The sequence below is a fragment of the Lactococcus lactis genome (assembly GCF_029023865.1).
GTDB lineage: Bacteria > Bacillota > Bacilli > Lactobacillales > Streptococcaceae > Lactococcus > Lactococcus lactis.
In genome coordinates this window covers 193,939-217,717 of sequence record NZ_CP118969.1, presented here as the reverse complement: position 1 = coordinate 217,717, position 23,779 = coordinate 193,939, and the positions used below count along the sequence as shown (strand labels likewise).

Here is a 23,779-nt window from a genome sequence, read left to right as displayed (position 1 = left end):
GTAAAAAAAGACTGTTTAAAATTACATTTAAAACCCAAAGAAAACATTTTCATTAAAATGTTAGTTATTTTTTACTATAACGCAACAAAGCTTTGTTGTCCTCATTGTAAAATATTATATGAAACCATTTATTTTTCATCCACACAAAGGAAAGCTGAAAATTTAGAAATGAAACTGAAAAAATCCCACATTATTCCCCTAATTCTATTGTCAGGGCTATTAATCGCCAAACCAGTATTTGCTGAAGATAATGTTAGTCAAGATGACCATCCAATGGGCTACTACATCAAACAAGAGCAAGAGGCCCTCCTCGCCCAAAAGAACCTTCCTGCACCACAAACACAGGTTGCTCCAGCAACTCCAGAGGAGGATGAGTCTGAAAATACTGTAACCCCTACCCAAACTTTACCTTCTTCAGCTATTCATGTCCGTATGCTCTCGACTGCTGCTCCCATGCTAAATTCTAACACAAGTTCTCTACCTAGGCGTGATGCCGTTGATATTTCCAGCTACCAAAATTGGATGAATCAAGCCGATTTTTATGCTCTAAGATCGGCTGGTGTTAAGACAATCGTTGTAAAATTAACAGAAGGAGAAAATTACACTAATCCTTACGCTAAAACTCAAATTAATATGGCTAAAACGGCTGGGTTGACTATTGCCACTTATCACTTCGTAAGTGATCCAACACGTATCCAGTACGAAGCCGCATACTACGCTAAGACTGCAAAAACACTTGGTCTCTCTAGTAATACTGTTATGATTGAAGACGCTGAAGCTCCCTCTACCGCTTATAATTGGACAAACGTCTCAATCGTTTTTAAAAATACCATGGCTAGCCATGGTTTCCATAATATTCGTTACTATACTAGCCAAAGTTGGATAACGTCCGGTGTTATAAATACTTCAACTCTTGGAGCTAAGAACATGTGGGTAGCACAATATCCACCCGGGACACCCAGTACTTATGCTGCAATGTGGAAAAACTCAAATACAATAAACTCCACTTACGGCGCTTGGCAGTATACCAGCGAAATGCGTTTCAAAGGTGGAACAGCAAATCTTTTAAATAATGACTTAGATACTTCAATTGACTATAATAATATCTTCGGTGCTCCTTCACAAAACTTACAAGATGTCTATCGTCTCTACAATGCCAACACAGGTGAACATTTTTATACATTAAATTTTGCCGAAAAAACTAATCTTCAAAATGTTGGTTGGCGTTACGAAGGAATCGGTTGGCTTTCTTCCTCAACTGGTTCACCCGTTTATCGAGTTTATAATCCTAATGCAAAAGGTGGAGACCATTATTACACCATGAGCAAATATGAAGCACAGCAACTCGTTAGCAAAGGTTGGCGTTGGGACAATAATGGAGGAGCAGCTTTTTACTCAAATGGTTCCAAAAATCTCTATGTTGCCTACAACCCAAATGCTTCTTCAGGATCACACAACTACACCACAAATTCCTATGAACAAGACAACCTCCTCAGACTTGGTTGGAAGTATGGTGCAGTCGCGTGGAAAGTTAATTAAAATAAAAAAACTAAGAAAATTTTCTTAGTTTTTTTATATTTTATTGATATTTTATATACCATGCCGACTATAGATAATAGATTCCAAACAAGGTCGCAAATAGCAAAATAATATTAGAAACTATGGCCAGCATAGCCGAGAGCCAGAGTACTGCTTGTCCAGAAACGACCTGTAATCGTATCTTTGAACTCGCTAAAGCCAAGGCTAGTACCAGAAGGAAAGGAGTAAAATAACGTCCCTGTTGCCCATAAATTGAACCCATTATTACACTACGAGGCGCTGGAGCATATCCACCTCCCTGAAATGTCAAAAAGCCATGATAAACTCCTAGAAAATTAATAAAGAAGATAGCTATTGCTCCTAACCCAACCCATTTAGAAATAGGGTACTTATCAACGAGCATTGACAGTAAAATAATAACATACCAAGCTCCAGCAACCCAATAAGGCATATAATTATAACTTGGATAAGGTGACGCAAGTAACCCTAAGAATATATTATTCATTGAAAGACTTGGGGACAAATTTACTGAAAAATTAATAATAATACGATAAATTGAAAAAATCAAGCTAGGTTTTATCGTAAAAATAATTCCCATAGCAATAATTATAAACCCTAAGATAACCATGGAAAAAATCCATAATTTCCTACCCCTAAATTCAAAATGAATTTTTCTTTTATCTTTAAATTTTTCAAATACTAAAATAAATAATACCAAAGGAAAAAGTAGTAATAGTAATTTTACATTAGTTTTTGCCCCAAGCACTATCAAAACAGAAACAATCCCAATAGAGGCTATCCTCTTCCATGTAATCTGCTTCGTTACAAGTAAATTTGTAGTAATTAAAAAAACAAGCAGAGCAAGTAGATATGAAAACGTATCATAAGTTAGACTTGCCAATGTCCCAGCAATAACTGGAGTCAAAGATAAAGCAAAAACAACCAATTTACCTTTTTGGATTTTTTTAATAATTAAACAAATTATAAAACTTGAAATTATACTTGAAAATAAACGTCCTACAACGATCATTACCCCAGCAGAAGGGTAGATATGGTATCCTATCCACACACCTATTGCTGGTATCAAGTGACCTAAAAAATTAGAACTCAATACTGGGGGAATACTATTTGTTCGAGGAATATTTTGAATGGGCATTTTGACAATTTTATTTTCAAAATACTGTTCAAAATGATTTCCTCGTTGATAAGCCGATTTTTGAACATTCAACCCTGTCCCAACAGGCTCTCCATAAGCTGAGAGGTCATTACTTAGATGTACCATATTTGTACTTACCGAATAATGCCACTGACCATCTGGTTCACTAAATAAAGGCATACCAACGGAGAGAATAATTCCAATCACCACCGCTAAAACAAAGTAAATTTTATGAATTTTATTTTCTAAAATTTCTTTTTTATCGATTTTTTTATTTATTCTTTTTTTCATTATTCTCCTCACACAAACTTAATAACTAAAATAATTGTTAATAAGATAACACAAATAGCAATGAAAGAAGCAATGAGAATATTTCTAAGTAAAGTTCCTTTTTTCATAGGAGAATCACTGACAAGTAAGGCATTATATTCATTTAGTCCAGAAGAAAAATCTGGGATTAAACTATTCAATGATGGAATCGGAGCACTCGCATTAGATATTGAACTCTTCACCAAAAAAGTACCATTTGGAGAAACGAAATTTTCATAATCAATTTTAAAATCATGAACTTTATCTTTTATTGTAAATCCCTTAGCCTCAGTTATTTGATACAAAGAATAATTGTATCCTTTGCTTAAACCGTAAAGTTGAATCAGAGAATGATTAATCTCTTCACTTCTTTTTGCGTTAAAGTTAAAGCGATTCAGATCAAGAGGAATGTCAGTTTCCCCAAATCCAATAATATATCTCTGTCCTCCCGTGATTACTTTACCATTTATTGGCCCATCACTCTCTATATTCTCTACCTCTCCCCAACTATTGTCTTGTAGATAAACTTCTTTTTTCCCTTTGTCTTCACGAGTCAACAGATACTCTGCACCACTGGCCAAACTATCAGTTTTTCCATTGACCATCGCAAAATTTATTCCTGAAGTGACCAGCTTAGGCGTGGTTGCAGTATCTACTCCACTTCCCATTTGACTAGTAACAGCAGTCATACCAAGATTTAATGGTGGAAGTGAAAAGTTCGAAATCAATCCCATATTCATATGAGCTTTTATTACCACTGTAATATCACTTGTTAAATTTTTATCGAATCCAATTGTTGCAACAACCATAGGTTGAGAATTATTAGAAGGAGACGGATTAAAAGCCACCTTATTAGTATTTAAAATTGCACTTAAATTATCAGTTACTACAGAATCTATCTCCAATTGAGAATTTGCTGGAATGGTTATATTAACTGTATTGGTAGATTGAGCAAGTTTCTTATTGATAAGTAAATGATATTCAATACCCTGATTTAAAGAAACAACATAACTTTCAAAATTTGTCTTTTGGGTAGAATAATTTCCTTCCAAGCTAAACTTTAGATTTTTGCTTGTGTTTCCTAAATCAATACTTAACTTTTGAGGATTGGAGTTAATTTCAACCAGCTTAACATAGTTCAAATTAGCATCTAGTATTGCTGTTAGCCCTGGGCTTAAAAAAGTTTCAGCTATTCCACTTTGATTGGTAAATTTGTTTGTTATTTTTCCTGGTTGGTAGAAAGGAATAGGTGATACTTTGTTTCCTTCCATATCCTTGTTTAATTCGTCAATCACTGCTTGACCATTAGAAACTAAAATACTAGTAATAATTCTTTTGGCATCTACTTCATTATTTTTAATATTTAAACCAAATTTTAGTCCATTTTCAAAAATGATAACATTATCTTCAACATTCATCCATGTTGGAGCATTTTGTAAAAAATCTTTCCATGTGCTACTTTCAAGAAATTGCTGTGAAAATTCTCCACTCTCTATTTCCTTTAATGCCATTTCGACATTCAAGGCATTGTACGAAGTGTTGATAACTGGTACCCCATTATTTTTTACCAATATTTTAGTCAATACATCTTCTGATTGTTTAGCCGATACGTTAATTGGAGTTACTGCTCCCAAAATCAGAATAAAACTAGCAATAAAAAAAAGGAAAGTTAGTTTAAAATCTTTACCTTTGAAAACTTTTCGAGTGCTTTCGATCATTATATTATTCCCCTATCGAAAATTTTCATTTTATATTTTGCTTTTCTTGATATAATTTCCAAAGATCTTCCTTTATTTTTGATGAAGATGTCTTACCTCTTGGAAAATACATTGTTTTGAGATTAGGAAATTGTTCTTTTAAGACATCGAATTTTCCTCTCCAATCATCTCCCATCGCAAAAACATCTACATCAAACATATCAATATAAAGTGCTTTATCTTCCCAAGATTGCTCTGGAACTACCAAGTCAACATATCTTATAGCCTCCAAGATATATTTTCTTGTATCATACTCTTGGTAAGAAACTTTTTGTTTTTCACTCCAATTGAACTCATCTGTAGACAACATAACAATCAGACGATCTCCAAGATTACGTGCATTTTTTAATAAATTAATGTGACTTTCATGCAAAATATCAAAGGTACCAGCGACCATTACAATTTTTTCTTTTTCTTTCAAAACTTTCTCCTATAATTTATACTTGTTTTTCCAATAACGATAAATCAGCCAACCAAATAAAAGATTAGTTATTACTAACCCAGATTGTCCACTCTCATGTACAATTTCAGATAGCTTTTTTTTTGCAAAAAATCCATAAGCTGTATAAAGAAGAGTATTTTGTAGCCTCATTTTGAATGAGAACTCCTTAGTCATTGCCAGTTTAGCATTTAACCCTGCTCCAAGAGGATTTTTTATTAATAATTTTCTTCCAGAGTTTGTCAAACCATCTGATAGATACTCTGTAATATAAATAATCTCATTTATGAATAGTGTCTTGGTACCAGAACCAAGCTGTTTCCACAAAATCCCTTCACTCAAAAACTTTTCACCATTAAATTTGGGAAAAGGGTATTTCTTTAACATGTCAGTACGGACAACTTCTGCTTTATCACCACTTATTCCTAAGTTATATCTTACTTTATTTGCATTGTCAATCATTTCATTTTTAGGAAATTTTTTTCCAATAACTTCAGTCTCTGAATAACCCCGAAGAAAAGTTACTCCTACACAGTTATTTTTGTCAGCTTTTTTCCAATATTCTTTTATTGATTTAACCGCATCTACTGTTAAAACGTCATCACTATCAACAATCATAGTCAAATCTGTTGCAATAATATTCACTCCAGAATTAATAGCAATATGTTTTCCTGAATTTTCTTGTTTGATATACTCTATTTTAATTAGATTTTGTCTTATATATTCTGAAATGAGTTCTTCAGTATTATCTGTACTTCCATCATCCACTACAACCCAGGTTAAATCTTTATCTAATTGTCCAATCAAACTTCTATATAGATTGTCTAACGTATACGCTCTATTGTATGTAGGGGTTAAAATAGATAAAGTATAATCCTTTGTGTATTTCATTTTAGTTCCTTATCCTATCTATTTCTTGCTCTAAATAAAAATCTTGGAGCCAGTTGACAGTAGCCTTTATATCGTAGCCACTTTCAATTACTTCTGATTGTCTTGAATAACGATTATTAATTCTAGTTTCTAATATTTTCTTTGCCCAATAACTTGCTGGTTTAGTCAAGGGGAGACTTTGTAGCAAGTCAGCATGAATATCAACCTCATCAGGTACCGTATCAGAAATAATGCAATTAATTCCAGTTGCCTGAGCTTCTACAACCACCACTCCTAAGCCTTCATATAAAGATGGAAAAACAAATATATCCATTGCTTGCAGTAACTCTGGAATATCTTTTCTCAAACCTAAGAAAATGACTTTATCCTCAATTTTTAAATCTTTCACTTTTTGTTTTATTTTGTCTTCCAGGGGACCAATACCAACAAGAACTAAAACAGCGTTGTTTTTTTTATAAGCAACTTCTTTAAAAACATCTAATAAAAAGGTGTGATTTTTCGCGAGTGCTAGTCTTCCTATATGACCAATTACAAACTTATCTTTCAATCCTAATTCTTGTAACTTTTTTCTTTTACTTCATCTGAATAAGAAAAATTATCAGATTGAATTGCATTTTTCAAAACAGAAAAACGATTTCCTTTGACAACCTTCTCCCCAAATCTGTCCTGACCTGCTAGCAACGAACAGGCCAAAAAGTAGTCCGCAATATGTCTTGTAGGATAAGAAACGATACCATATTTTATTCTCTCGCTAAATATCGTACTGTTTAATGCGTGGGAATGTGCAATGGTATACTTTCCAAATTTTTTAGCTATCTTTAAATAAATCGCGGCACTGCTACCGATATGCCCATGAACAATTTTGTGTTCTGAATGACTTTTAAAAAACTCTTTCCACTTTTTGGTATAGTCAAAGTAGTTTGCGACATTAAAATAAGGTACATGATAAATTTTTCCACCTAAGGCGAGTATTTCGTCGTCATAGTCTCCTTTTTCCGAGCTGTGAACCATGAAGTCAAACTGGATTTTTGAACGATTAATCGTTCTATAAAGATTCATAATCATTGTTTCAGCACCAGCGCGGTCCATTTTCCCAATAACATGCAGAATCCTAATTGGTTCCTCCATTTTCGTCCCCTTTCCAATACCATTTGTAATAATCATGATTCACTCGCTCATTCTCTGGTGGGAGTTTCATGTAGTCCCCATATTGACGAGTTAAATACGCTTCATGATTTTTAAGTTTTCGAGCGATTAACCCCTCAAACTTAACATCTTCGTATTCTTCCCAAATGTCTTTAGGGAAAATAGCTTTTTTATAGCCAGTATAAAGATAGCTAATTAATTGGTTATCGCTATTACGATATTTTTGCATGAATTTATCCAATTTTTCAGCCAAAATTCGATATTTTCCATAGAAACGAATGTGTTGAGGCATCCATAAAACAAGTTTACCCCAAAAATATATTTTTTTACTTGAACTTGCAAAATCTAAGCCATGAGGATTGGAAGCCGTTAGTTGAATTGCCTTTTTCAAAAACTCTTTTTTAAAGAGTTGTCTTTCTTCTTCATTGTCAGGTAAAATATCCATTGGAAAGATATCTAAAAAGACACCAGTCCCTCGATTTAAGTTATCAATTTTACTTGTAAAACTCGTCCGAGTATCATAAAGTTTAGCAAAAGGGAGATAAGTTTCCCTTACTTTATAATGTAAGAGCGCATATTTTTCATTTGGTAGCTGGTTCATTAAAACACTAATTAGATGTTCATAATGTGGGCGCATTAACTCTATATCAATATCGTCGTCCCATGGAATGTAGCCGCCATGACGAATTGCCCCAATCAAAGAACCACCCGCAAGTGTGTATTCAATTCCATTTTCTCGACAAATACTGTCGATATATTTTAATTGTTCTAATTGTATTCCTCGAAGTTCTTCGTTAGTAAGTTCTTTCATTATTTTTCATCCAATTCGTTAAAAACTTTTATAAACCGTTTTGCAGACTGCTCCCATGTGAAATTTTCCAACACATTTTTAGAAATTTTCTTCTGCATTGATCTCATCTGCTCTTTATTATCTAAAACTTTTGTTAATGTTTCAAATAATTCTGTTTCATTATTTTCAATAATATAGCCATAAGTTTCATCGGGCATAATATCTTTAGCCCCTCCAACAGTCGAAGTTGTTACGATAACATTCTCTAACATCGCCGCTTCTAGCATCGCCGTTGCAAAACCTTCACTACGAGACATGAGCACAAACACATCTGATTTTGCATCAATTTCTAATACTTTCTCATAAGGAACATACCCCAAAAACTTGATATTGTCTTGTGAATAATTTCTTTGAACCTCTTTTAAAAGTGGACCATCCCCTGCAATAATTAATTCTAAATTTTTTCGTTCTTTTGAGAGTTTAGAAAAAGTAGATAGGAGTATTTCTACACCTTTCATTTGAGGAATCAGACGACCTGCATAGGATATAGTAATCTTATTTTCATCTTTTTCGATTTTTTGATTAAGATACTCATCAACAGCAACTGCATTAGATAAGACCCCTTTAGCTTTTATATTAAAAGTTTTTAACCACTCGGATGCTTCGTTTGAAACACCATAGAATAAACTTGTATCTTTTTTCACCCTTCCAATAAGCCATTGTTCTATTTTTCTCAATATAAAGTCTAAAATAGGATTATTTAATGTCAAATAAGACGAACCATGTTCAATTACAATAGCTTCTTTTCCTTTTGCTTTTGCCATTTTAACACCAAGAATAGCTGGAATATGGAAGCGAGTATTGGCAACATAATAATCAATTGATTCTGTTTCAATTTTTTCTATTAATGAGTGATAAATTCGATTTTTTTTCAAAAAAGGATATCTATTTTTCCAAAGATTTTTTATGGGCAAGCGATAAATTTTTATTCCTTCTTGAATTTCTTCATTAGTTAAGTTTTCATCATGTTGGGTTGTTATGATAATAACACGGTAACCCTTTTCAGTCAACTTCTTAGCGATATTATAAGTATAACGTTCTACTCCTCCAAGATGGGGAATATAATAACCATTAAAAATTGCAACTGTTTTTTCCTTCATTTTTTTACCATTTCCTTAATTTTCTTAAGTTCTCCTGTAACGACTAAAAATAGTGCAACAATAATTAGCCAAATAATCCCTCTCAGTAACAGAGTGATAAACAGATTTGAAAAACTAATATATGGATTGGTTAAAATGACAATAACACTCAAAATGATTCCTAAAAATAGTGGTTTAATAATTACTTTAAAAAGTTGGAAAAAGTTACTATCTAAGGCACGTCTCATCAATAGACTTCCAGAAACAATAAAATTCAAGAAATATGCTCCTGAAACGGCAATTGAAACACTAGTTAAGTTACCACCTAAAATCCCTATGAAAATACATAAGCTGATGATTCCAAGAGAAATAAAACCACTTACTGATTGAATTTTAGTAAGGTTACGAGATTGCCAAATTGCAGACATTGACTGTGACAACATTTGGGGACAAATACTTAAACTTAGTATAGAAAGTGGGAGAATTGCCATACTCCATTGCTTACCAAAAAGTAAATAAATAATAGGACCCGCATTTAATGAAAAGAAAATTGAAACTGGAATAGCAACAATTGCAAGGAGGCGACAAACTTTGAGGTAGGTATCTCTAATTAATACAACATTTTTTTCATGTTCAGCCAGAATAGGTTGCATCACTGGATTGATAACATTCAAAAAAATTGTAATTGGGAAAGATAAAAGTTGATAACTCTTTGAATAATTTCCTAGCAGTGTAGTGCCAAGAAATTTCCCAACTAATAAATTGTCCAAATTTCGATAAAAATAATTGATAACGGAGAATCCTGTCTGATGTTTAACAAAAGGTAAAATTTCTCTAACTGGTTTAAAATTTAGAGATCTAGTATAATCTATCTTAACAATTTTAAAGGTCAATAGAAAACTTGTTAAGTCAGTGACAACATAGACAAGAACCATTGCATAAACTCCAGCGTGTAGAAAAGCTGCCGTAATACCAAAAATCGCTCCCAAAATACCTGATAAAAGTAAACGAATACTTATTTCTTTGAATCGCTTTTCTTTACCAAGAATTCCATTAGGAACTTGTACCATAGAACTCATCATAATAATAGGCGTCATTGCCCAACATAGTGGGATATATATTGGATTACTATAAATAGTGCTAAGGATTATTCCCCCTCCAAAGCCAAAAGCAAGAACCAAAAATATACCAAAAATAACAGAATAGTTAAAAATTATTCCGTAGTCTTTTTCATTCAAATTTTTGTTTTGGATGATAGCAGGTCCAATTGCTGATCCGGCTAAAAGTTGGAAGAAAAATATAATAACTTGCACGATAGTAACCATCCCAATTTCTTCAGGAGTTAATAATCGTGAAAGAATCATATTAATTATAAGTTGTACAATAACTGTACTATACTGGGCAATTGCAGTAAAAAAGATTCCTGTTTTAAATTCGTTTTTCATTATTTAAACTCGTAGTTGAGATACTTCTTCATTCCGTCAGCTAAATCAAAGTTAGGTTTATATCCTATGCTTTCAAGTTTTGAAACATCTGATAATGAATCCTTTATATCTCCTTGACGTGCAGCATCATATTTTATTGATAATTCTTTATCTGTAAATTTCTGAGCAAATTTCGTCAAATCATTTATAGTATTTTTGATTCCTGTTCCAACATTGTAGACTTCCCCCAAAGATTGATTAGAGGTTGCTATTAACAGTAATGCTTGAATAACATCTTCTATATAAACAAAATCTCGAGATTGTTCTCCATCTCCAAAAATGGTTAATTCTGTATTTTCTCGTAAACGATTAACAAGAATGGAGATAAAACCTGAATATGGAGAATTAGGGTTTTGATTAGGTCCATAAACGTTGAAAAAGCGTGTTGCACTGGCAGGAATATCATATAAATTATAATAAATCATCGCCATTTTTTCAGAAGCAAATTTATCAATCGCATAGGGAGTAAGAGGACGAATTGTACTTTCTTCAGTTTTAGGGAGCGTAGGTTCGTCACCATAAACAGCAGCACTTGAGGAGAAAACAAATCGTTTCAATGATTTTTTATTTTGACGTAAAATTTCTAAAATCATCATCGTACTGTCAAAATTAACTTGATGAGTTTCATAAGGGCGAGCAACTGAATCTGCTACTGAGGCAATTGCCGCTAAGTGAAAAATATAATCAAAATCATTTTCTTCAAAAACTTTTGTCAAAAGTTTTTTATCCGTAACATCACCTAAAATTTTCGTCAGATTAGCTGACTCGTGCAGATTTTTAAAATCACCCATTGAAAGATTGTCAATAACAGTAACTTTGTTTTGAGGTAATAACACATTGGCTAAACTTGAGCCAATAAATCCTGCCCCACCCGTTATTAATACATTATTCTTTTTTATCATTTTTTCTCTCCAGCTCTTTTATTTTCTTATTCAACAAGGATACCTCTTGTATCAAATTCTTAATCTGTTTTTCAGCTGATATTAAAGACATTTGATACTTTAAGGAAATAATTAGAAGAATACCTACCAACATGAATAAAGTAAGTGCTGTTAGAGTTTCAATTCCGAAGAAGTGGGCAATATTACTTCCCACTTCCGGAAATATAGCTCCGATCAACATGATGAGAGCCAAGATAAGCCATTTCAACATATGCCTTACCTCTGCCTTATCTTTTCTAACCAATCTTATGGTATAGACAAAGAAAAGCACAGCAAGAACGATGGCTAATATCCGAAGTTGTATCGGCATTATGGTTTCTCCTTTCCTAACACAGAGCTTGCTAAAATTGCTAGAGATACGCTAACCATATAGTTCACGCCTTTAAGCATATTAATACTTGAAACTCCAGTAGTTCGCTCAAACATCCTTACTCCCACTTCTTTTACACGAATATTTTTAGAAAAGAGGTGCATGTAGCTTTCAGGTTCTGGATATTGTCTTGGATATCTTTTAACAAATTGCTCAATCACTTTACGATTTCCTGCTCGATAACCGCTGGTAACATCTTTAATTTTTATTTTAGAAGACATATAAATTAAAGATGATAGAATTTTTATACCCATTTGACGTGATTTTGAAGACTTAAATTCAGAATTGCTTTCGTCTAAAAATCTAGAACCAACGGTAAAATCAGCTTCATCATTCAAAATAGGCTCTACCAGATTTGGTAAAGAATGGATATCATGCTGACCATCTCCATCAAATTGAACGGCTATATCGTAAGAATTTTGTAGGGCATAAAGATAACCTGTTTGTACGGCTCCACCTATTCCGAGATTTTGAATCAATTCAACGTGGTTAATGTTGTTTGCCATCAAAATTTCTTCTTCGTTGTCAGTGGATCCATCATTTATTACTACATAATCTAATTGATAAGGACAAGTGGCTTGATAGTCCTCTACAATTTTTAGATTTTCTAATATTCCTTCGCCCTCATTATAAGCCGGGATAATTAGTAAAATTTTCATTTTCTTGTCTTCGGACACAGTGCCAAGTTCTCCTCATAATATTTGCGCTGTACAACTTTCTATACAGTTTTCTAATATAAATTTTACCATAAATTACTTATTTTTTTTATTAAGTCCTAAACGGTATACAATAATTACTTTAATCTTTTTAAAAATCATTTTAACCAGATCCCGTAATTTTGTCTGTGTTAAATCAGTCTCTACAGAACGTAAGAGTCGATTTGCTGAAATGTTCGCAACAAACCCATTATTTGTTTGTATTTGAGAAATACGGAAATCATAGCCATTTGCCCACGAAACATAAACAAGAAGGCGTTCAAATGCATGTAAAATACTATTATATGGTAAAGGCTCTTCTGGAACGTCAGCCTGAATATTAACATTTAATAAGTTATTCAAAGCTTGAGGACGATACCAAATCATTGTGCCGTAACTCATTACATAGCTATCTTTCTGCTTCAATTCTTTGGAATTTTCAAAGTCTATTTTTTGCCAAATTTCTTGCATATCTGGCCAAATATCACGTTCGGTGATGTATGTTGGCCCATAAAAATGTTCAAAAAATGATGGAACGTCAGCAATCATTAAGCCAAGCTTTGGATTTTTTTCAAATTCATGAAAAATAGCTTGAGCAGGTTCTAATAAAGAATATTCAATATCTCGTCTCCAAGATTCTCCCACAATCCAATCATTATCTTTTGATTTTTTAGTGTGAAAATGTCCGCAAAGGTCATAATCTGTCATTAATTCTGAAACTTGCATCCACGGAAGAACGTCTCTTCCTTTATTACCGGTTACGATAACTTTTTTTATTTGTGGAAGAGGATAATTTTTAAGAATTTCTTCATACTTTTCTTCTGTATCTGTGGTGATATATAAATCATAATTTTGAACATATTTATCAAAATAATTAAGATATTCAGGAATTAGGTCAAGATAAAATGCATGAAGGTGAATACCAATTTTCAAATTAGTTTTCGAACTTACTTCTTTTGTGAATTTCAGTGTTTTTTCTTCTAACATGTATTCACGGTCCGGATAATCTACTTCTGTCATGTGATTAACAATAAGTTTAACCGGAAAAGAAGTTTCTTGTTTTAAACGTTCAATCACTAAAGGAGTATAAATATTTTCTGCACCATAGCTGAAAGCTTTTATTTTTAGGAAAGGAATGTGTCTTTTCAACAATTCTGGTAAATTGAATACGGAAAAATCATGGACAAGCATGCCTGCCCACTCTTCTTTACGTGTATCAAATACAACTCCTGACTTAAATCCAGCATCTTCAAAATACTTGGTCATTGCTGTTTCGTATTTTACGATAACTTCTACAACATCATCTAAAACTTCAATATTTGCCCAAAAATTTTCAAATGCTCCACTCTTTACAATTTTTTGTTTATAGTTGACAAAATAGCTTTGAATATGGTCTGGTAATACAATCGCTTCTCGATTTTCCCAAGGTTTTACCTTATGGCTTCGATTATTAGTAATTCCCCAAAAGTCAACGCTTGTATCTTTGTCAAATTTTGCTAAAATTCCTTCAAAATCATAAACAGGACCAAAACATGTATCATTCATAACAGTAACTGAATCATACGAAGCCAATTTATCAAATCCATAATGCTTCATCGCGTCTGACCAAGCGACAAAATCATACCCCTTGTTTTCACGTTGCATAAAACCGTCAATAAGATTTTGCCCTGTTAATGTTGATAAATCGTTCTCATCCATCTGACTATTTGAAATGAAGAAAATCTCTTTAAAATTCTGACGTAAATGGGTTAGTTGATATATAACATGGTCGCTTAATTCGTTATTTCGGTTAAAATGTACGTATAGTAATAATTTATTGTTCATGTTTCTTTCCTAAGGGGTGTAGAAGTTTGTTTAATATTCGATAAGCTAGGGAGTTGGTGATATCAGAAATCATTTTTTCTTGGTTAGCAATATGAGTATCTTTGTCAGCTATGATTTTTCTCATTATCTCTTCTTGGGTATTATGATTAATGAGTTCTTGTTCTTTGTCAGCAAGTTTTTGCTCACTATCAATTACTAGATTTTGGTAGTTGTCTACCCAAAGTAGTAAATTTTTTTGTAAGGCTTCTATCAATTCTGCTGGAATTTTTTGAATATATTTGTTGATGATATAGAAATAGGATTTATAATAATTTTCCCAATTGCCGCGCTTACTTAAGGACTCATTTAATACTCTATAATTTAACTTTGTAGTGGAGACATAAACTGGTTTTGCTTCATTGTTTATAATTAAATTAAGCCAAAAGTCGTAATCTTCAAGAGTTTGGTTATTCAAAGATTCATCAAATTTTGCATCAACAATCTTAGAAGTCCTGACAAGTGATGAGGCATCAATTAAATTCCCCACAATTTCTTTTTCAAAGCTGTATTCTAAGTCTGGACGTAAAACGTCTCTTTGGGCATTAAAATCCCAAAGTTGACAATAAGCAATGTCTGAATTTGTTACTGACAATTCTGTCAGTAATTTTTCGATATGATCATCATTTAAAAAGTTATCACTATCTACGAACAACAGAAAATCGCCAGTCATTTTACTCAAAGCATCATTTCGGACGTAGGCCAAACCTCTATTTTTTTCTGAAAAATAATGTGTTTCTGTAAACGGAGAATCTTGCAACACTTCTGAAATTACCTCTCCAGAAGCATCTGTTGAACCATCATTAAAAATTAAGAGTTCTATTTCTTGATGAGTTTGCCCAAAGATACTGCGCAAGCATTCCTCAATGTATTTTTCATGATTATAACATGTCACTACGACTGATACTTTTTTATCCATAATTTCACCTATTTAAAGATATAATGTTCTATTCCTGAGCGGTATTCATCCATTGGTAGATGCAAGTGGTAAGACCTAAGTGTGGTAACACCTAAGTTCAAGGCAAGGGCCATTAAACTAACAAAAAGTACGATTCTTCTCAACCAACTTCCAGTTGATTTAACTGAAATTTTTTGGGCTAGAAGGGCCAAAATTGGTGCCAAGAGTAAGATAAAGACTGTGAAGTATCTTCCTTGTGGCCCTGTGATTACGTGTTCAGTAAAAGCTGGGTCAATGGCAAATTTAAATAATACTCCAAACAGATTAATCAAGTTAATAAGTAAACCTAACCATGCAAACCAACGCGGCACTTGTTCTTTAGTATAAGATAAGAATAAAAGAATTAATGCACCATATTGGATTGGATAAAACCAAGCAGGTATTGCTGCTGTTGAAGTTCCACTGATAACTTGAGTTGTTAATACTGAGTAATAAGGCTCCATGAACGTGTAAAGGAACTTACTTACTACAAGGCATAATTGGTCATGATATCTAAAAATATAAACCAAAGCTCCTAGGCCAATTAATACACCACTTCCAATAAGAACTTGTAGTTTTGTTAAGCTAAGTTTTAATTTTTTCGCAACTATTACTATAAATACTGCCAAAACAATTAAATAAAGTAAGCGTGAGTTGGCCTTTGAAAAATACAAGGCAATCGACGGAAGAATAATTCTTAAGAAAAAATCTTTTAGCTGAATTTCTTTATTTTCTTGCAACTCTACTGCCAAGTTAATCAAGGTTGCACTTAGCCAAGCAAAAACAATATAATTATAAGAATCATAACTTAAACTTGTAGCAAATTGAATAGCAACAGGAGTGACAGATATGATTGTGAATATCATTTGGTAAGCTTTTAGTTTTTTGATGATAAAATACATCGTCAAAACAAAGAAAATTAAACTAAATAACCGAGCAACCAAGACCATCGAACCTACTGATGGGTAAATCATATAACCCACTTTTACGCCCAAAGCAGGAATCAAATGCATGATATCCTGATACCATTTTTTTCCTAAGGCACGCTTATCTGTTACTTTACTTTTAGAAACCAGTGGAAGTTTTGTTTCAAAAAAATCTTTGAAATAAGTTCCATCTTTCATTTTCGTTGTGACCGTTGTAAAAGGAAGGGGTGCTGATTGATAATCCTCAGCAGGAAAGCCAATTTTTGTTCTATCCACAACTGTATTTGAAAGATAAGACGATTTATCAAAATGATAACTTGAATCCGGCTCAATAAAAAGTGGTTGAGCAATCGCAAAAATCAAGCCAGCAACAAGAGTAACAATTAAAAAAAGTCGCTCTGGTTTCATTAATTTTTTAGTTTGAGTCTTTTCTTTAACCAAAATTCCAATCTCCATTCCGCAAGATTAGGCCGCTTGCTGAATCTTTAGCACTGAGGTCATCTTTTGGAATGTCGAGACGATTAATAATAATGATTTTTTCATCGATATCATAAGCAACCATTTCATCTTTGGCATTCCGCACTGAAACTTGTAGCTTGAGTTTTAAATTATTAACTTGGTCTAGTTTGCATTCATAAACAGCTCGTTTTTCACCTTGACCTTCGGTCAGGTAATCCATTGAGTTGTCATTATAAATCCAGATATTACGGTCTGCATCGGTTAATGAGAAAGCAACATAAGTTTTAATATCTTCTTTAACATTATAAGAAACTTCAAATTTAATGGGTTGTTCTGGCGTTGTTTGTACTGGTGATAATAAATTTACTTTTAAATCACTGACAAACTCTTCAACTTCTTCTGTTGATTCTTCTTGAGCCGCTTTAAGACGTTTTAAATTGTCCAAACTGTATTGGTTAGCAACTTTATCTACATTTCCTGCAACTTTAATTAGACCATCTTCGATAAGTACCGCTTTATTACAATATTTTTTTACGGCATTCATGTCATGGGTAACTAAAATGGTTGTCAATCCAGATTTTTTTCTTTCCAAGAAATAATCATTACATTTTCTTTGGAATGCTTCATCCCCAACAGCCAAAACTTCATCTAAAACAAGAACATCTCCTCTTGCTTTGATAGCAACTGAGAAAGCCAAACGAACTTGCATTCCACTAGAATAATTTTTGAGTTTTTGGTTCATAAACTCATGTAACTCTGCAAAATCGACAATTTCGTCATACATTTCATCAATTTCTTGAGTTGAAAATCCAAGCATCGCACCGTTCATATAAACATTTTCACGGCCTGTAAGCTCGGGATTGAAACCAACACCAAGTTCAATGAAAGAAACTAATTTACCATTAACGGTAACTTTTCCTTTTTCTGGAACATAAATTTGAGAAATGATTTTTAAAAGTGTTGATTTACCTGACCCATTACGACCAACAATCCCAAAGAAATCACCTTTTTCTACTTCAAAATCAATGTCTTTTAGGACATGTTGTTCTTTATAACCTTTGATTCCTCTAAATCGATTGACAAGAGTTGTCCGAAGGCTTGTACTCGCTTCTGTCGGAAGACGAAAATACTTACTTACATGATCAATTTTTACTGCTAATTCAGCCATTTTGTCTCCTTAATTAAATAACTTCTGCGAATTTCTTAGAGTTTTTAGTAAATATCCAAAGTCCAAGTCCGAATACAAGAATCGGCAAGATATATGGAACGATAATTACAAAAGGATTGTGCCACATTTGCCATAGTGTTGGATTGGCATTGTTACTAAAAGTTAAAATATAACGCATATCTTGAACAATTTGAGCCATTGGATTAAGCATCAATATTTTGGCAATTTCAAGATGTGAAGTTGAGATTTGTGTTACTGGATAGATAATTGGTGTTCCGTAGAAAGCTGCTTGCATTACTACTTCCCAAATTGGTCCTAAATCACGGAAATAAACAAAAAGGGTTGAAAGGATAAAGGCAATTCCCATCGTGAAGATGATTAATTCTAGAAGTAAAGGAACGGCGAATATTACTGTCCAGCTCATTTGTACGCCATTAATTAAAGCAAAGATAATAACGACAACTAAAGAAATCATTAAATTAATAAAAGCGTTGGCAACAACTGAGAAGATGAGGACAGGCTTTGAAAAGTTAACTTTTCGCAATAAATCTCCACGGCTGACAATTGAGAGCATTCCCATATTTGTTGCTTCACTAAAGAAATTCCAGATTGTAATCCCGAGTAACAGAGCAACAGCAAAGTGAGGAATTGCTTCCCCAAAACGCATGAATCTTACGAAGACGAGATAGAGAATCAAGAAAAGTAAAAGGGGTTTTAAGATAGACCATAGGTAACCTATGACACTTCCTTGGTAACGAAGTTTAAAGTCAGTTTTAATTAACTCTTTAAGTAGAATTTGATTTCTACGGCTGAAGAAATTCATTTATTTTTTTCCTTTATATGCAAATTTTGTGATGATAAGTGTTCGAAAAATTCTTGTATGATAATTTTTATTTTTACGTAAATCATATTGTTCAAGAATTTGACGACGCTTTGCTTTCGGTTCTGCTAAAATATTGACATAAGCTGTCACAAGCGCTTTGTCATCTTCCGACATTAGTGACAAATTTTCTGTCAGTAATTTTTGAGCTTGTTTTTGACTGGCTGTAATGAGCCACCAATATTTTTCAAACCATAAGTTTGGGTGTGTCCATTTTTTTATCCGTTTTGAGAGGGTTCTTGCTCCCAAAACATTAGAATCGTGCTGACGATAAAGATGAGTAGGTTGGTCAATATAAACCAACTCACCGAGTGCAGCTGCTACAATTGCCAAATACCAATCATGCATAATAATATCATTTGTGCTTTGCCAAAGTTGTGCAAGCTCATGATTAATCATACTCGCTCCGCCTGTGACCGTATTCTCGGTCAATTCTTGAACAAGCTTTGTATTTGCATGGTCAGACTGACTGCGTATCATGGATTCCGAAGTCACATTAAGGTTTCTGTCAGTAACTTTCAAATCTGTATAATACATAACCGGTTTACTATTATCATGTTTCTTAGTTTCTTCTAGCATTACTGATAGCTTCTCTGGCAACCAATAATCATCTTGGTCAGCAAAAAAATAGAAGTCAGCATTGTTATTATCTGTTACAAGCTCATGAAAGGATTTAATCACCCCAACATTTTCAGCTCGAATTAATTTAATTCTGTTGTCTTTACTGACAAAATCATCAACAATTTCGCAGGTTCTATCAATTGAACCATCGTCACGAATAATTAAATTCCAGTCAGTATAAGTTTGTTTTTGAATACTCTCAATCTGATCAGCGACGAACTTCTCGCCGTTGTAGGTTGACATTAAAATATTAACTCTCATCTCCGCCTCTGGCTAGGTTCTCCATTTTTCTTAAAGGCTCAGACTCATCAGTAAACTTTGGAGCGAAAAGGTCCTCATATTGAGCACAAATATGCTCCCAAGTATATTTTTCTTCGATAATTGCCTGAGCTTTTTCGTGTAATCTTTGACCTTCATCTGGGGTCAAATTTTCAACTTCTGACAAAGTTGTCAGTAAATTTTCCTTGTCAAAATAAATGACGGAATCGCCTGCTGTCGTCCGGTTGAAATTGACTCCTAAAACAACATTGACCGCTGTTGACCACATGGCCTCAAGCAATCCAGGATTTGTCCCCCCTACCTCATGACCATGTAAATAAGCAAAGGCATGTTCACGAATATATCTCAATTCGTTTTGATTATAGACTGTTCCAACAAATTTAATTCGTGCATCCTTGTCGAATTGCGTTTTTTCGCGCAATTCTTTGAAGTAAGCATTCCCTTCGTGATTAGTAATAATCACAAGGTCTCGTTTTGTTGAACTTTTCATGAAGTCTCTAATTAGCGTTTCATAATTATTTTCAGGCACAAAACGCCCTACAATCAAATAATAATCATTAACTTTATATTTTACCAGAGTTTCTGATTCTGTCAAATCGGACTTGAACTTTTCTGTTCCATAAGCAATCACTTCTGATTCAACTTGTCCATATTCACTTGTTAAATATTCTTTAATTCCTGCGTTATCTGAAATAATCAAATCAGCATATCGCACCATTTTTTTCTCAGCAAATTTCAAATAAGAACGAATTGGTGCTGCCCACTTGGTTCTTTTCCATTCCAATCCATCAGGATTGACAAATAATTTTCCACCAAGTTTATGGATTTTATTGGCATAGTGGCCAATAAATCCACCTGCTGTATTCCCAAGAATATAAAAAATAGGCGCTTTGATTTCTTCTTTTTTACAATATTTAAGTGCCGCATTAATGGCTAAAATATCATAAGCAATCACACGTGCTGAACCAATTTTGGGTAACTTAATTACAAAACAATCTGCTCCAAGATACTCAAAATGTTCTCCAGGTAGTGCCATGTCTGAATTCTCACTTTGACAAGCTACATGATATTTTATATTTTTATTATTTTGATGTTTGACGAGTTCTTCAACAAATGTTTCAAACCCTCCATATTTCGCTGGTAAGCCACGGCTACCAATGATAAAAACGTGTTTTTTCATGTTGTTCCTTTTACTCACTAAAATTTATTTAGTGATTATTTCAGCCTCTCAAAATGAGAATTCTGTCAGTACTGACGAGCTTTTGCAGGTCGCTGACAGAATTTTCAATTAGTTTATTTTAATGACAGAGTCATTATTTTTTGTTAATTTCGCCTTTTACGCCATCTTTATTTTCACGCAAATCGCCTTTTTCAAGCATACTTGCTAAAGCTTCTTGCCATGTTGGAATGACAAAACCTGTCGCTTTTGCTTTTTCAAGACTCATTGTTGAATTAAATGGACGTTTTGCTTTTGCCGGGAATTTGCTTGAATCCACAGGTTTAACGAGCACATCTGTGTCTTTCAAGATTTCTTTAGCAAAATCAAACCAAGTCACATCTTCACCAGGCGCAGCATCGTTTGTTAGATGATAAAAACCAAAATCAGCTTTTTCATTAACCAAATAAACCATAAATTCAGCAAGTGTACGTGTCCAAGTTGGTCTGCCGTGTTGATCATTAACAACGGTTAATTCTGGAAAACGTGTCGCCAAGTTTTGCATTGTGAAGACAAAGTTTGGTCCATAAGAACCAAAAACCCAAGCAGTACGGATGATGTAATGTTTTACACCAGAAGCCACAACTGCTTCTTCACCAAGATGTTTCGTCCGCCCATATTCAGATTCAGGAGCTTTTGGTGCATCAACCGGCCACTCTTGGCCAATTGGCAAAGTTCCGCCAAAAACATAGTCAGTTGAAATATAAACGAGTGTTGCCCCAACACGTGCTGCCGCTTCGGCTACATTTTTAGTTCCATCAACATTGATTTTTTCATCAAGTTCACGACCTTCGTCTTCAGCTTTATCAACAGCTGTATAAGCCGCACAATGATAGACAAGTTCAGGTTTATTTTCATCAAAGAATTTATCAACAGCGACGCCGTCAGTAATATCGAGTTCTTTAGCATCTGTTGCTGTATAAGCTATGCCACGTTCATCAAGTAAATGACGCAACTCTGTTCCAAGTTGTCCATTTCCACCTGTTATTAAAATCATTTGTTCTCCAATCTTTAATCTTTCTACTGAGAGATTTGTCATTTAAAATGTTAAATCCTAGTGCGGTTGATTATTATGGCAAACTGCTTCTATAGCATAACCATCAGGGTCATAAATAAAAGCCGCATAATAATTTTCATGAAAATGTTTGTGATAGCCAGGCCTGCCATATCCTTTAGCACCAAGCTTTATGGCCGCTTCGTTAAAATCATCTACTTCTTGATTAAATTTGGCTTGGAAAGCTAAATGAAAAGAGAAAGGTTGTCCTTCATAAATTGCAAAATCACCAAAAGGATCTGTTGAAATACTGTCCGAAAAATTTGCTGATTTTTCGGAGCGATGATGAAGTTTATAACCCAAAGGAGCAAGCACAGATTCATAAAATTGAATAGAACGTTCAATGTCTTTAACAGCAAAACCACCAATATGATTAATCATATTTCCACGCTTTCCCGCACTTATTTACTGATAGAGGCTATTTCTGTTTAGAATTATATGCAATCGTAAAATTTGCCACTCCTACCACTATCAAGCACAGCGCAATAAATTTATTTCTCGCAAAGAGCTCAATGATAGCAACTATAAACATCACAATTCCTAAAACAACATTTAGCAGCTGAGTATTTTTCATCAGAAAATACCTTTCTATACTCACAAGCTTTGCAAACAAAGCCTGTCAAATTTGACAGAAAAATTATTTATCCAAAACCTTTTGTGTTTCAGCATATTTTGCTTCAACAGCTTCTTTTTCAGCTTTCCACCAGTTTTCGTTTTCACGATACCAGTCGATTGTCGCTTGCAAACCAGATTCAAAGTCAGTATGTTTTGGAGCCCAACCAAGTTCTGTACGTAATTTACTATTATCAATCGCATAACGAAGGTCATGGCCAGCACGGTCAGTTACACGGTCATAATCGTCTTTATCTTTGCCCATACGAGTCAAAATATCTTCAAGAACTTCTTTGTTATTTTTTTCACCGTCTGCACCGATAAGATAAGTTTCACCCATACGACCTTTAGTCAAAATTGTCCAAACACCTGATGAATGGTCTTCTGTATGAATCCAGTCACGAACGTTTTTACCATCACCGTAAAGTTTTGGTTTGATTCCTGAAAGAATATTAGTAATTTGACGAGGAATAAATTTTTCGATGTGTTGGAAAGGTCCGTAGTTATTTGAGCAGTTTGAAATTGTTGCTTTAAGCCCAAATGAACGGACCCAAGCACGAACAATCAAATCAGAAGCCGCTTTAGTTGAAGAGTAAGGGCTTGATGGATTGTAAGGTGTTTTGTCAGTAAATTTTTCACCTTCACCTTCGCCATGACCTGGCAAATCTTCGCGATAAGGCAAATCACCATAAACTTCATCAGTAGAAACATGGTGGAAGCGTAAATCATATTTACGAGCCGCTTGAATCAAAGTATAAGTTCCGATAAAGTTTGTTTGGATAAATTCATCTTGAGATTTCAAAGAATTATCATTATGGCTTTCAGCTGCATAGTGAACAATTGCGTCTGCTTTAGAAGCCACTTGATCAACAATTTCAGGGTCTGCAATGTCGCCAACAACAAGTTCGACACGTCCACTGTCAAATAACATGTTAATGTTATTAACATTTCCTGCATAAGTTAATTTATCCAAAACTGTGATATGCACGTCTGGATGATTGTTATAAACATAGTGTACAAAGTTTGAGCCGATAAATCCTGCTCCTCCTGTCACAACGATATTTTTAAATTCAGTCATGTTTTTTCCTTTTTCGATTATTTATTAGTAAAT

23 protein-coding genes are annotated in these 23,779 nt (G+C 33.7%); 1 reads left to right on the top strand and 22 read right to left on the bottom strand.

Translation table 11 applies throughout. The annotated features are described in order from the left end of the window. Positions 1-168: 168 nt before the first annotated feature. On the top strand, positions 169-1,539 hold the full coding sequence (locus tag PYW37_RS01190) for a GH25 family lysozyme (protein WP_044009726.1): 1,371 nt from the start codon (positions 169-171) through the stop codon (positions 1,537-1,539). Positions 1,540-1,606: 67 nt separating this feature from the next. On the opposite strand, the gene PYW37_RS01185 is transcribed toward PYW37_RS01190, so the two are convergent. The 22 genes from PYW37_RS01185 to rfbB form a co-directional block, all read right to left on the bottom strand. Continuing rightward, positions 1,607-2,986, bottom strand: coding sequence for a DUF2142 domain-containing protein (locus PYW37_RS01185; protein WP_044009727.1), 1,380 nt, complete (start codon positions 2,984-2,986; stop codon positions 1,607-1,609). Between the two features lie 8 nt (positions 2,987-2,994). After that, positions 2,995-4,722: a hypothetical protein gene (locus PYW37_RS01180; RefSeq protein WP_025016587.1), complete on the bottom strand. Its 1,728-nt coding sequence runs from the start codon at positions 4,720-4,722 to the stop codon at positions 2,995-2,997. 25 nt (positions 4,723-4,747) lie between these two features. Then, positions 4,748-5,158 (bottom strand): glycerol-3-phosphate cytidylyltransferase, encoded by a 411-nt coding sequence (gene tagD, locus PYW37_RS01175; RefSeq protein ID WP_032943240.1) that lies wholly within the window; start codon positions 5,156-5,158, stop codon positions 4,748-4,750. 33 nt (positions 5,159-5,191) lie between these two features. Continuing rightward, positions 5,192-6,091, bottom strand: coding sequence for a glycosyltransferase family 2 protein (locus PYW37_RS01170; protein WP_044009728.1), 900 nt, complete (start codon positions 6,089-6,091; stop codon positions 5,192-5,194). 1 nt (position 6,092) lies between these two features. After that, entirely contained in the window at positions 6,093-6,638 is a 546-nt protein-coding gene (locus PYW37_RS01165; RefSeq protein ID WP_174433831.1) for a glycosyltransferase, read from the bottom strand. 2 nt (positions 6,639-6,640) lie between these two features. Then, positions 6,641-7,219, bottom strand: coding sequence for a glycosyltransferase family protein (locus tag PYW37_RS01160; RefSeq protein ID WP_174433833.1), 579 nt, complete (start codon positions 7,217-7,219; stop codon positions 6,641-6,643). Further along, positions 7,203-8,048 (bottom strand): LicD family protein, encoded by an 846-nt coding sequence (locus tag PYW37_RS01155; protein ID WP_025016589.1) that lies wholly within the window; start codon positions 8,046-8,048, stop codon positions 7,203-7,205. The genes PYW37_RS01160 and PYW37_RS01155 overlap by 17 nt, the downstream gene beginning before the upstream one ends. After that, a complete protein-coding gene (locus PYW37_RS01150) occupies positions 8,048-9,187 on the bottom strand; it encodes a glycosyltransferase family 4 protein (RefSeq protein WP_044009729.1) in 1,140 nt (379 codons plus the stop codon). Before PYW37_RS01150 ends, PYW37_RS01155 begins: the two co-directional genes overlap by 1 nt. Further along, a complete protein-coding gene (locus PYW37_RS01145; protein WP_025016590.1) occupies positions 9,184-10,611 on the bottom strand; it encodes a lipopolysaccharide biosynthesis protein in 1,428 nt (475 codons plus the stop codon). Before PYW37_RS01145 ends, PYW37_RS01150 begins: the two co-directional genes overlap by 4 nt. Beyond that, a complete protein-coding gene (locus tag PYW37_RS01140) occupies positions 10,611-11,552 on the bottom strand; it encodes an NAD-dependent epimerase/dehydratase family protein (RefSeq protein WP_025016591.1) in 942 nt (313 codons plus the stop codon). Before PYW37_RS01140 ends, PYW37_RS01145 begins: the two co-directional genes overlap by 1 nt. Next, entirely contained in the window at positions 11,536-11,901 is a 366-nt protein-coding gene (locus PYW37_RS01135) for a DUF2304 domain-containing protein (protein ID WP_025016592.1), read from the bottom strand. Before PYW37_RS01135 ends, PYW37_RS01140 begins: the two co-directional genes overlap by 17 nt. Next, positions 11,901-12,620, bottom strand: a complete 720-nt coding sequence (locus PYW37_RS01130) for a glycosyltransferase family 2 protein (RefSeq protein WP_032943221.1) — start codon at positions 12,618-12,620, stop codon at positions 11,901-11,903. The genes PYW37_RS01135 and PYW37_RS01130 overlap by 1 nt, the downstream gene beginning before the upstream one ends. 93 nt (positions 12,621-12,713) lie before the next feature. After that, positions 12,714-14,480 carry a rhamnan synthesis F family protein gene (locus tag PYW37_RS01125; RefSeq protein WP_025016594.1) on the bottom strand — a complete coding sequence of 589 codons (1,767 nt, stop codon included), beginning with the start codon at positions 14,478-14,480 and terminating at the stop codon, positions 12,714-12,716. Further along, complete coding sequence (locus PYW37_RS01120; protein ID WP_025016595.1) at positions 14,470-15,435, bottom strand: glycosyltransferase family 2 protein; 966 nt, start codon at positions 15,433-15,435, stop codon at positions 14,470-14,472. The genes PYW37_RS01125 and PYW37_RS01120 overlap by 11 nt, the downstream gene beginning before the upstream one ends. Before the next feature lie 8 nt (positions 15,436-15,443). Further along, a complete protein-coding gene (locus PYW37_RS01115; RefSeq protein ID WP_232238906.1) occupies positions 15,444-16,820 on the bottom strand; it encodes a DUF2142 domain-containing protein in 1,377 nt (458 codons plus the stop codon). Further along, entirely contained in the window at positions 16,813-18,006 is a 1,194-nt protein-coding gene (locus PYW37_RS01110; RefSeq protein WP_011675427.1) for an ABC transporter ATP-binding protein, read from the bottom strand. The genes PYW37_RS01115 and PYW37_RS01110 overlap by 8 nt, the downstream gene beginning before the upstream one ends. Before the next feature lie 13 nt (positions 18,007-18,019). Beyond that, positions 18,020-18,829, bottom strand: a complete 810-nt coding sequence (locus PYW37_RS01105; protein WP_025016596.1) for an ABC transporter permease — start codon at positions 18,827-18,829, stop codon at positions 18,020-18,022. Then, a complete protein-coding gene (locus PYW37_RS01100; RefSeq protein WP_025016597.1) occupies positions 18,830-19,768 on the bottom strand; it encodes a glycosyltransferase family 2 protein in 939 nt (312 codons plus the stop codon). It lies immediately after the preceding gene. Continuing rightward, a complete protein-coding gene (cps2T, locus tag PYW37_RS01095) occupies positions 19,758-20,966 on the bottom strand; it encodes a beta 1-4 rhamnosyltransferase Cps2T (RefSeq protein ID WP_025016598.1) in 1,209 nt (402 codons plus the stop codon). The genes PYW37_RS01100 and cps2T overlap by 11 nt, the downstream gene beginning before the upstream one ends. Before the next feature lie 133 nt (positions 20,967-21,099). Further along, positions 21,100-21,999, bottom strand: a complete 900-nt coding sequence (rfbD, locus tag PYW37_RS01090) for a dTDP-4-dehydrorhamnose reductase (RefSeq protein WP_025016599.1) — start codon at positions 21,997-21,999, stop codon at positions 21,100-21,102. 57 nt (positions 22,000-22,056) lie between these two features. Continuing rightward, a complete protein-coding gene (locus PYW37_RS01085) occupies positions 22,057-22,437 on the bottom strand; it encodes a VOC family protein (RefSeq protein ID WP_023190039.1) in 381 nt (126 codons plus the stop codon). A gap of 256 nt (positions 22,438-22,693) precedes the next feature. Next, complete coding sequence (rfbB, locus tag PYW37_RS01080; RefSeq protein ID WP_023190041.1) at positions 22,694-23,746, bottom strand: dTDP-glucose 4,6-dehydratase; 1,053 nt, start codon at positions 23,744-23,746, stop codon at positions 22,694-22,696. Positions 23,747-23,779 lie beyond the last annotated feature (33 nt).

Coding starts and splice junctions, on each gene's coding strand:
- PYW37_RS01190 (WP_044009726.1), top strand. CDS start 169: ATGAAACTGAAAAAATCCCACATTATTCCCCTAATTCTATTGTCAGGG.
- PYW37_RS01185 (WP_044009727.1), bottom strand. CDS start 2,986: ATGAAAAAAAGAATAAATAAAAAAATCGATAAAAAAGAAATTTTAGAA.
- PYW37_RS01180 (WP_025016587.1), bottom strand. CDS start 4,722: ATGATCGAAAGCACTCGAAAAGTTTTCAAAGGTAAAGATTTTAAACTA.
- tagD (WP_032943240.1), bottom strand. CDS start 5,158: ATGGTCGCTGGTACCTTTGATATTTTGCATGAAAGTCACATTAATTTA.
- PYW37_RS01170 (WP_044009728.1), bottom strand. CDS start 6,091: ATGAAATACACAAAGGATTATACTTTATCTATTTTAACCCCTACATAC.
- PYW37_RS01160 (WP_174433833.1), bottom strand. CDS start 7,219: ATGGAGGAACCAATTAGGATTCTGCATGTTATTGGGAAAATGGACCGC.
- PYW37_RS01155 (WP_025016589.1), bottom strand. CDS start 8,048: ATGAAAGAACTTACTAACGAAGAACTTCGAGGAATACAATTAGAACAA.
- PYW37_RS01150 (WP_044009729.1), bottom strand. CDS start 9,187: ATGAAGGAAAAAACAGTTGCAATTTTTAATGGTTATTATATTCCCCAT.
- PYW37_RS01145 (WP_025016590.1), bottom strand. CDS start 10,611: ATGAAAAACGAATTTAAAACAGGAATCTTTTTTACTGCAATTGCCCAG.
- PYW37_RS01140 (WP_025016591.1), bottom strand. CDS start 11,552: ATGATAAAAAAGAATAATGTATTAATAACGGGTGGGGCAGGATTTATT.
- PYW37_RS01135 (WP_025016592.1), bottom strand. CDS start 11,901: ATGCCGATACAACTTCGGATATTAGCCATCGTTCTTGCTGTGCTTTTC.
- PYW37_RS01130 (WP_032943221.1), bottom strand. CDS start 12,620: ATGAAAATTTTACTAATTATCCCGGCTTATAATGAGGGCGAAGGAATA.
- PYW37_RS01125 (WP_025016594.1), bottom strand. CDS start 14,480: ATGAACAATAAATTATTACTATACGTACATTTTAACCGAAATAACGAA.
- PYW37_RS01120 (WP_025016595.1), bottom strand. CDS start 15,435: ATGGATAAAAAAGTATCAGTCGTAGTGACATGTTATAATCATGAAAAA.
- PYW37_RS01110 (WP_011675427.1), bottom strand. CDS start 18,006: ATGGCTGAATTAGCAGTAAAAATTGATCATGTAAGTAAGTATTTTCGT.
- PYW37_RS01105 (WP_025016596.1), bottom strand. CDS start 18,829: ATGAATTTCTTCAGCCGTAGAAATCAAATTCTACTTAAAGAGTTAATT.
- PYW37_RS01100 (WP_025016597.1), bottom strand. CDS start 19,768: ATGAGAGTTAATATTTTAATGTCAACCTACAACGGCGAGAAGTTCGTC.
- cps2T (WP_025016598.1), bottom strand. CDS start 20,966: ATGAAAAAACACGTTTTTATCATTGGTAGCCGTGGCTTACCAGCGAAA.
- rfbD (WP_025016599.1), bottom strand. CDS start 21,999: ATGATTTTAATAACAGGTGGAAATGGACAACTTGGAACAGAGTTGCGT.
- PYW37_RS01085 (WP_023190039.1), bottom strand. CDS start 22,437: ATGATTAATCATATTGGTGGTTTTGCTGTTAAAGACATTGAACGTTCT.
- rfbB (WP_023190041.1), bottom strand. CDS start 23,746: ATGACTGAATTTAAAAATATCGTTGTGACAGGAGGAGCAGGATTTATC.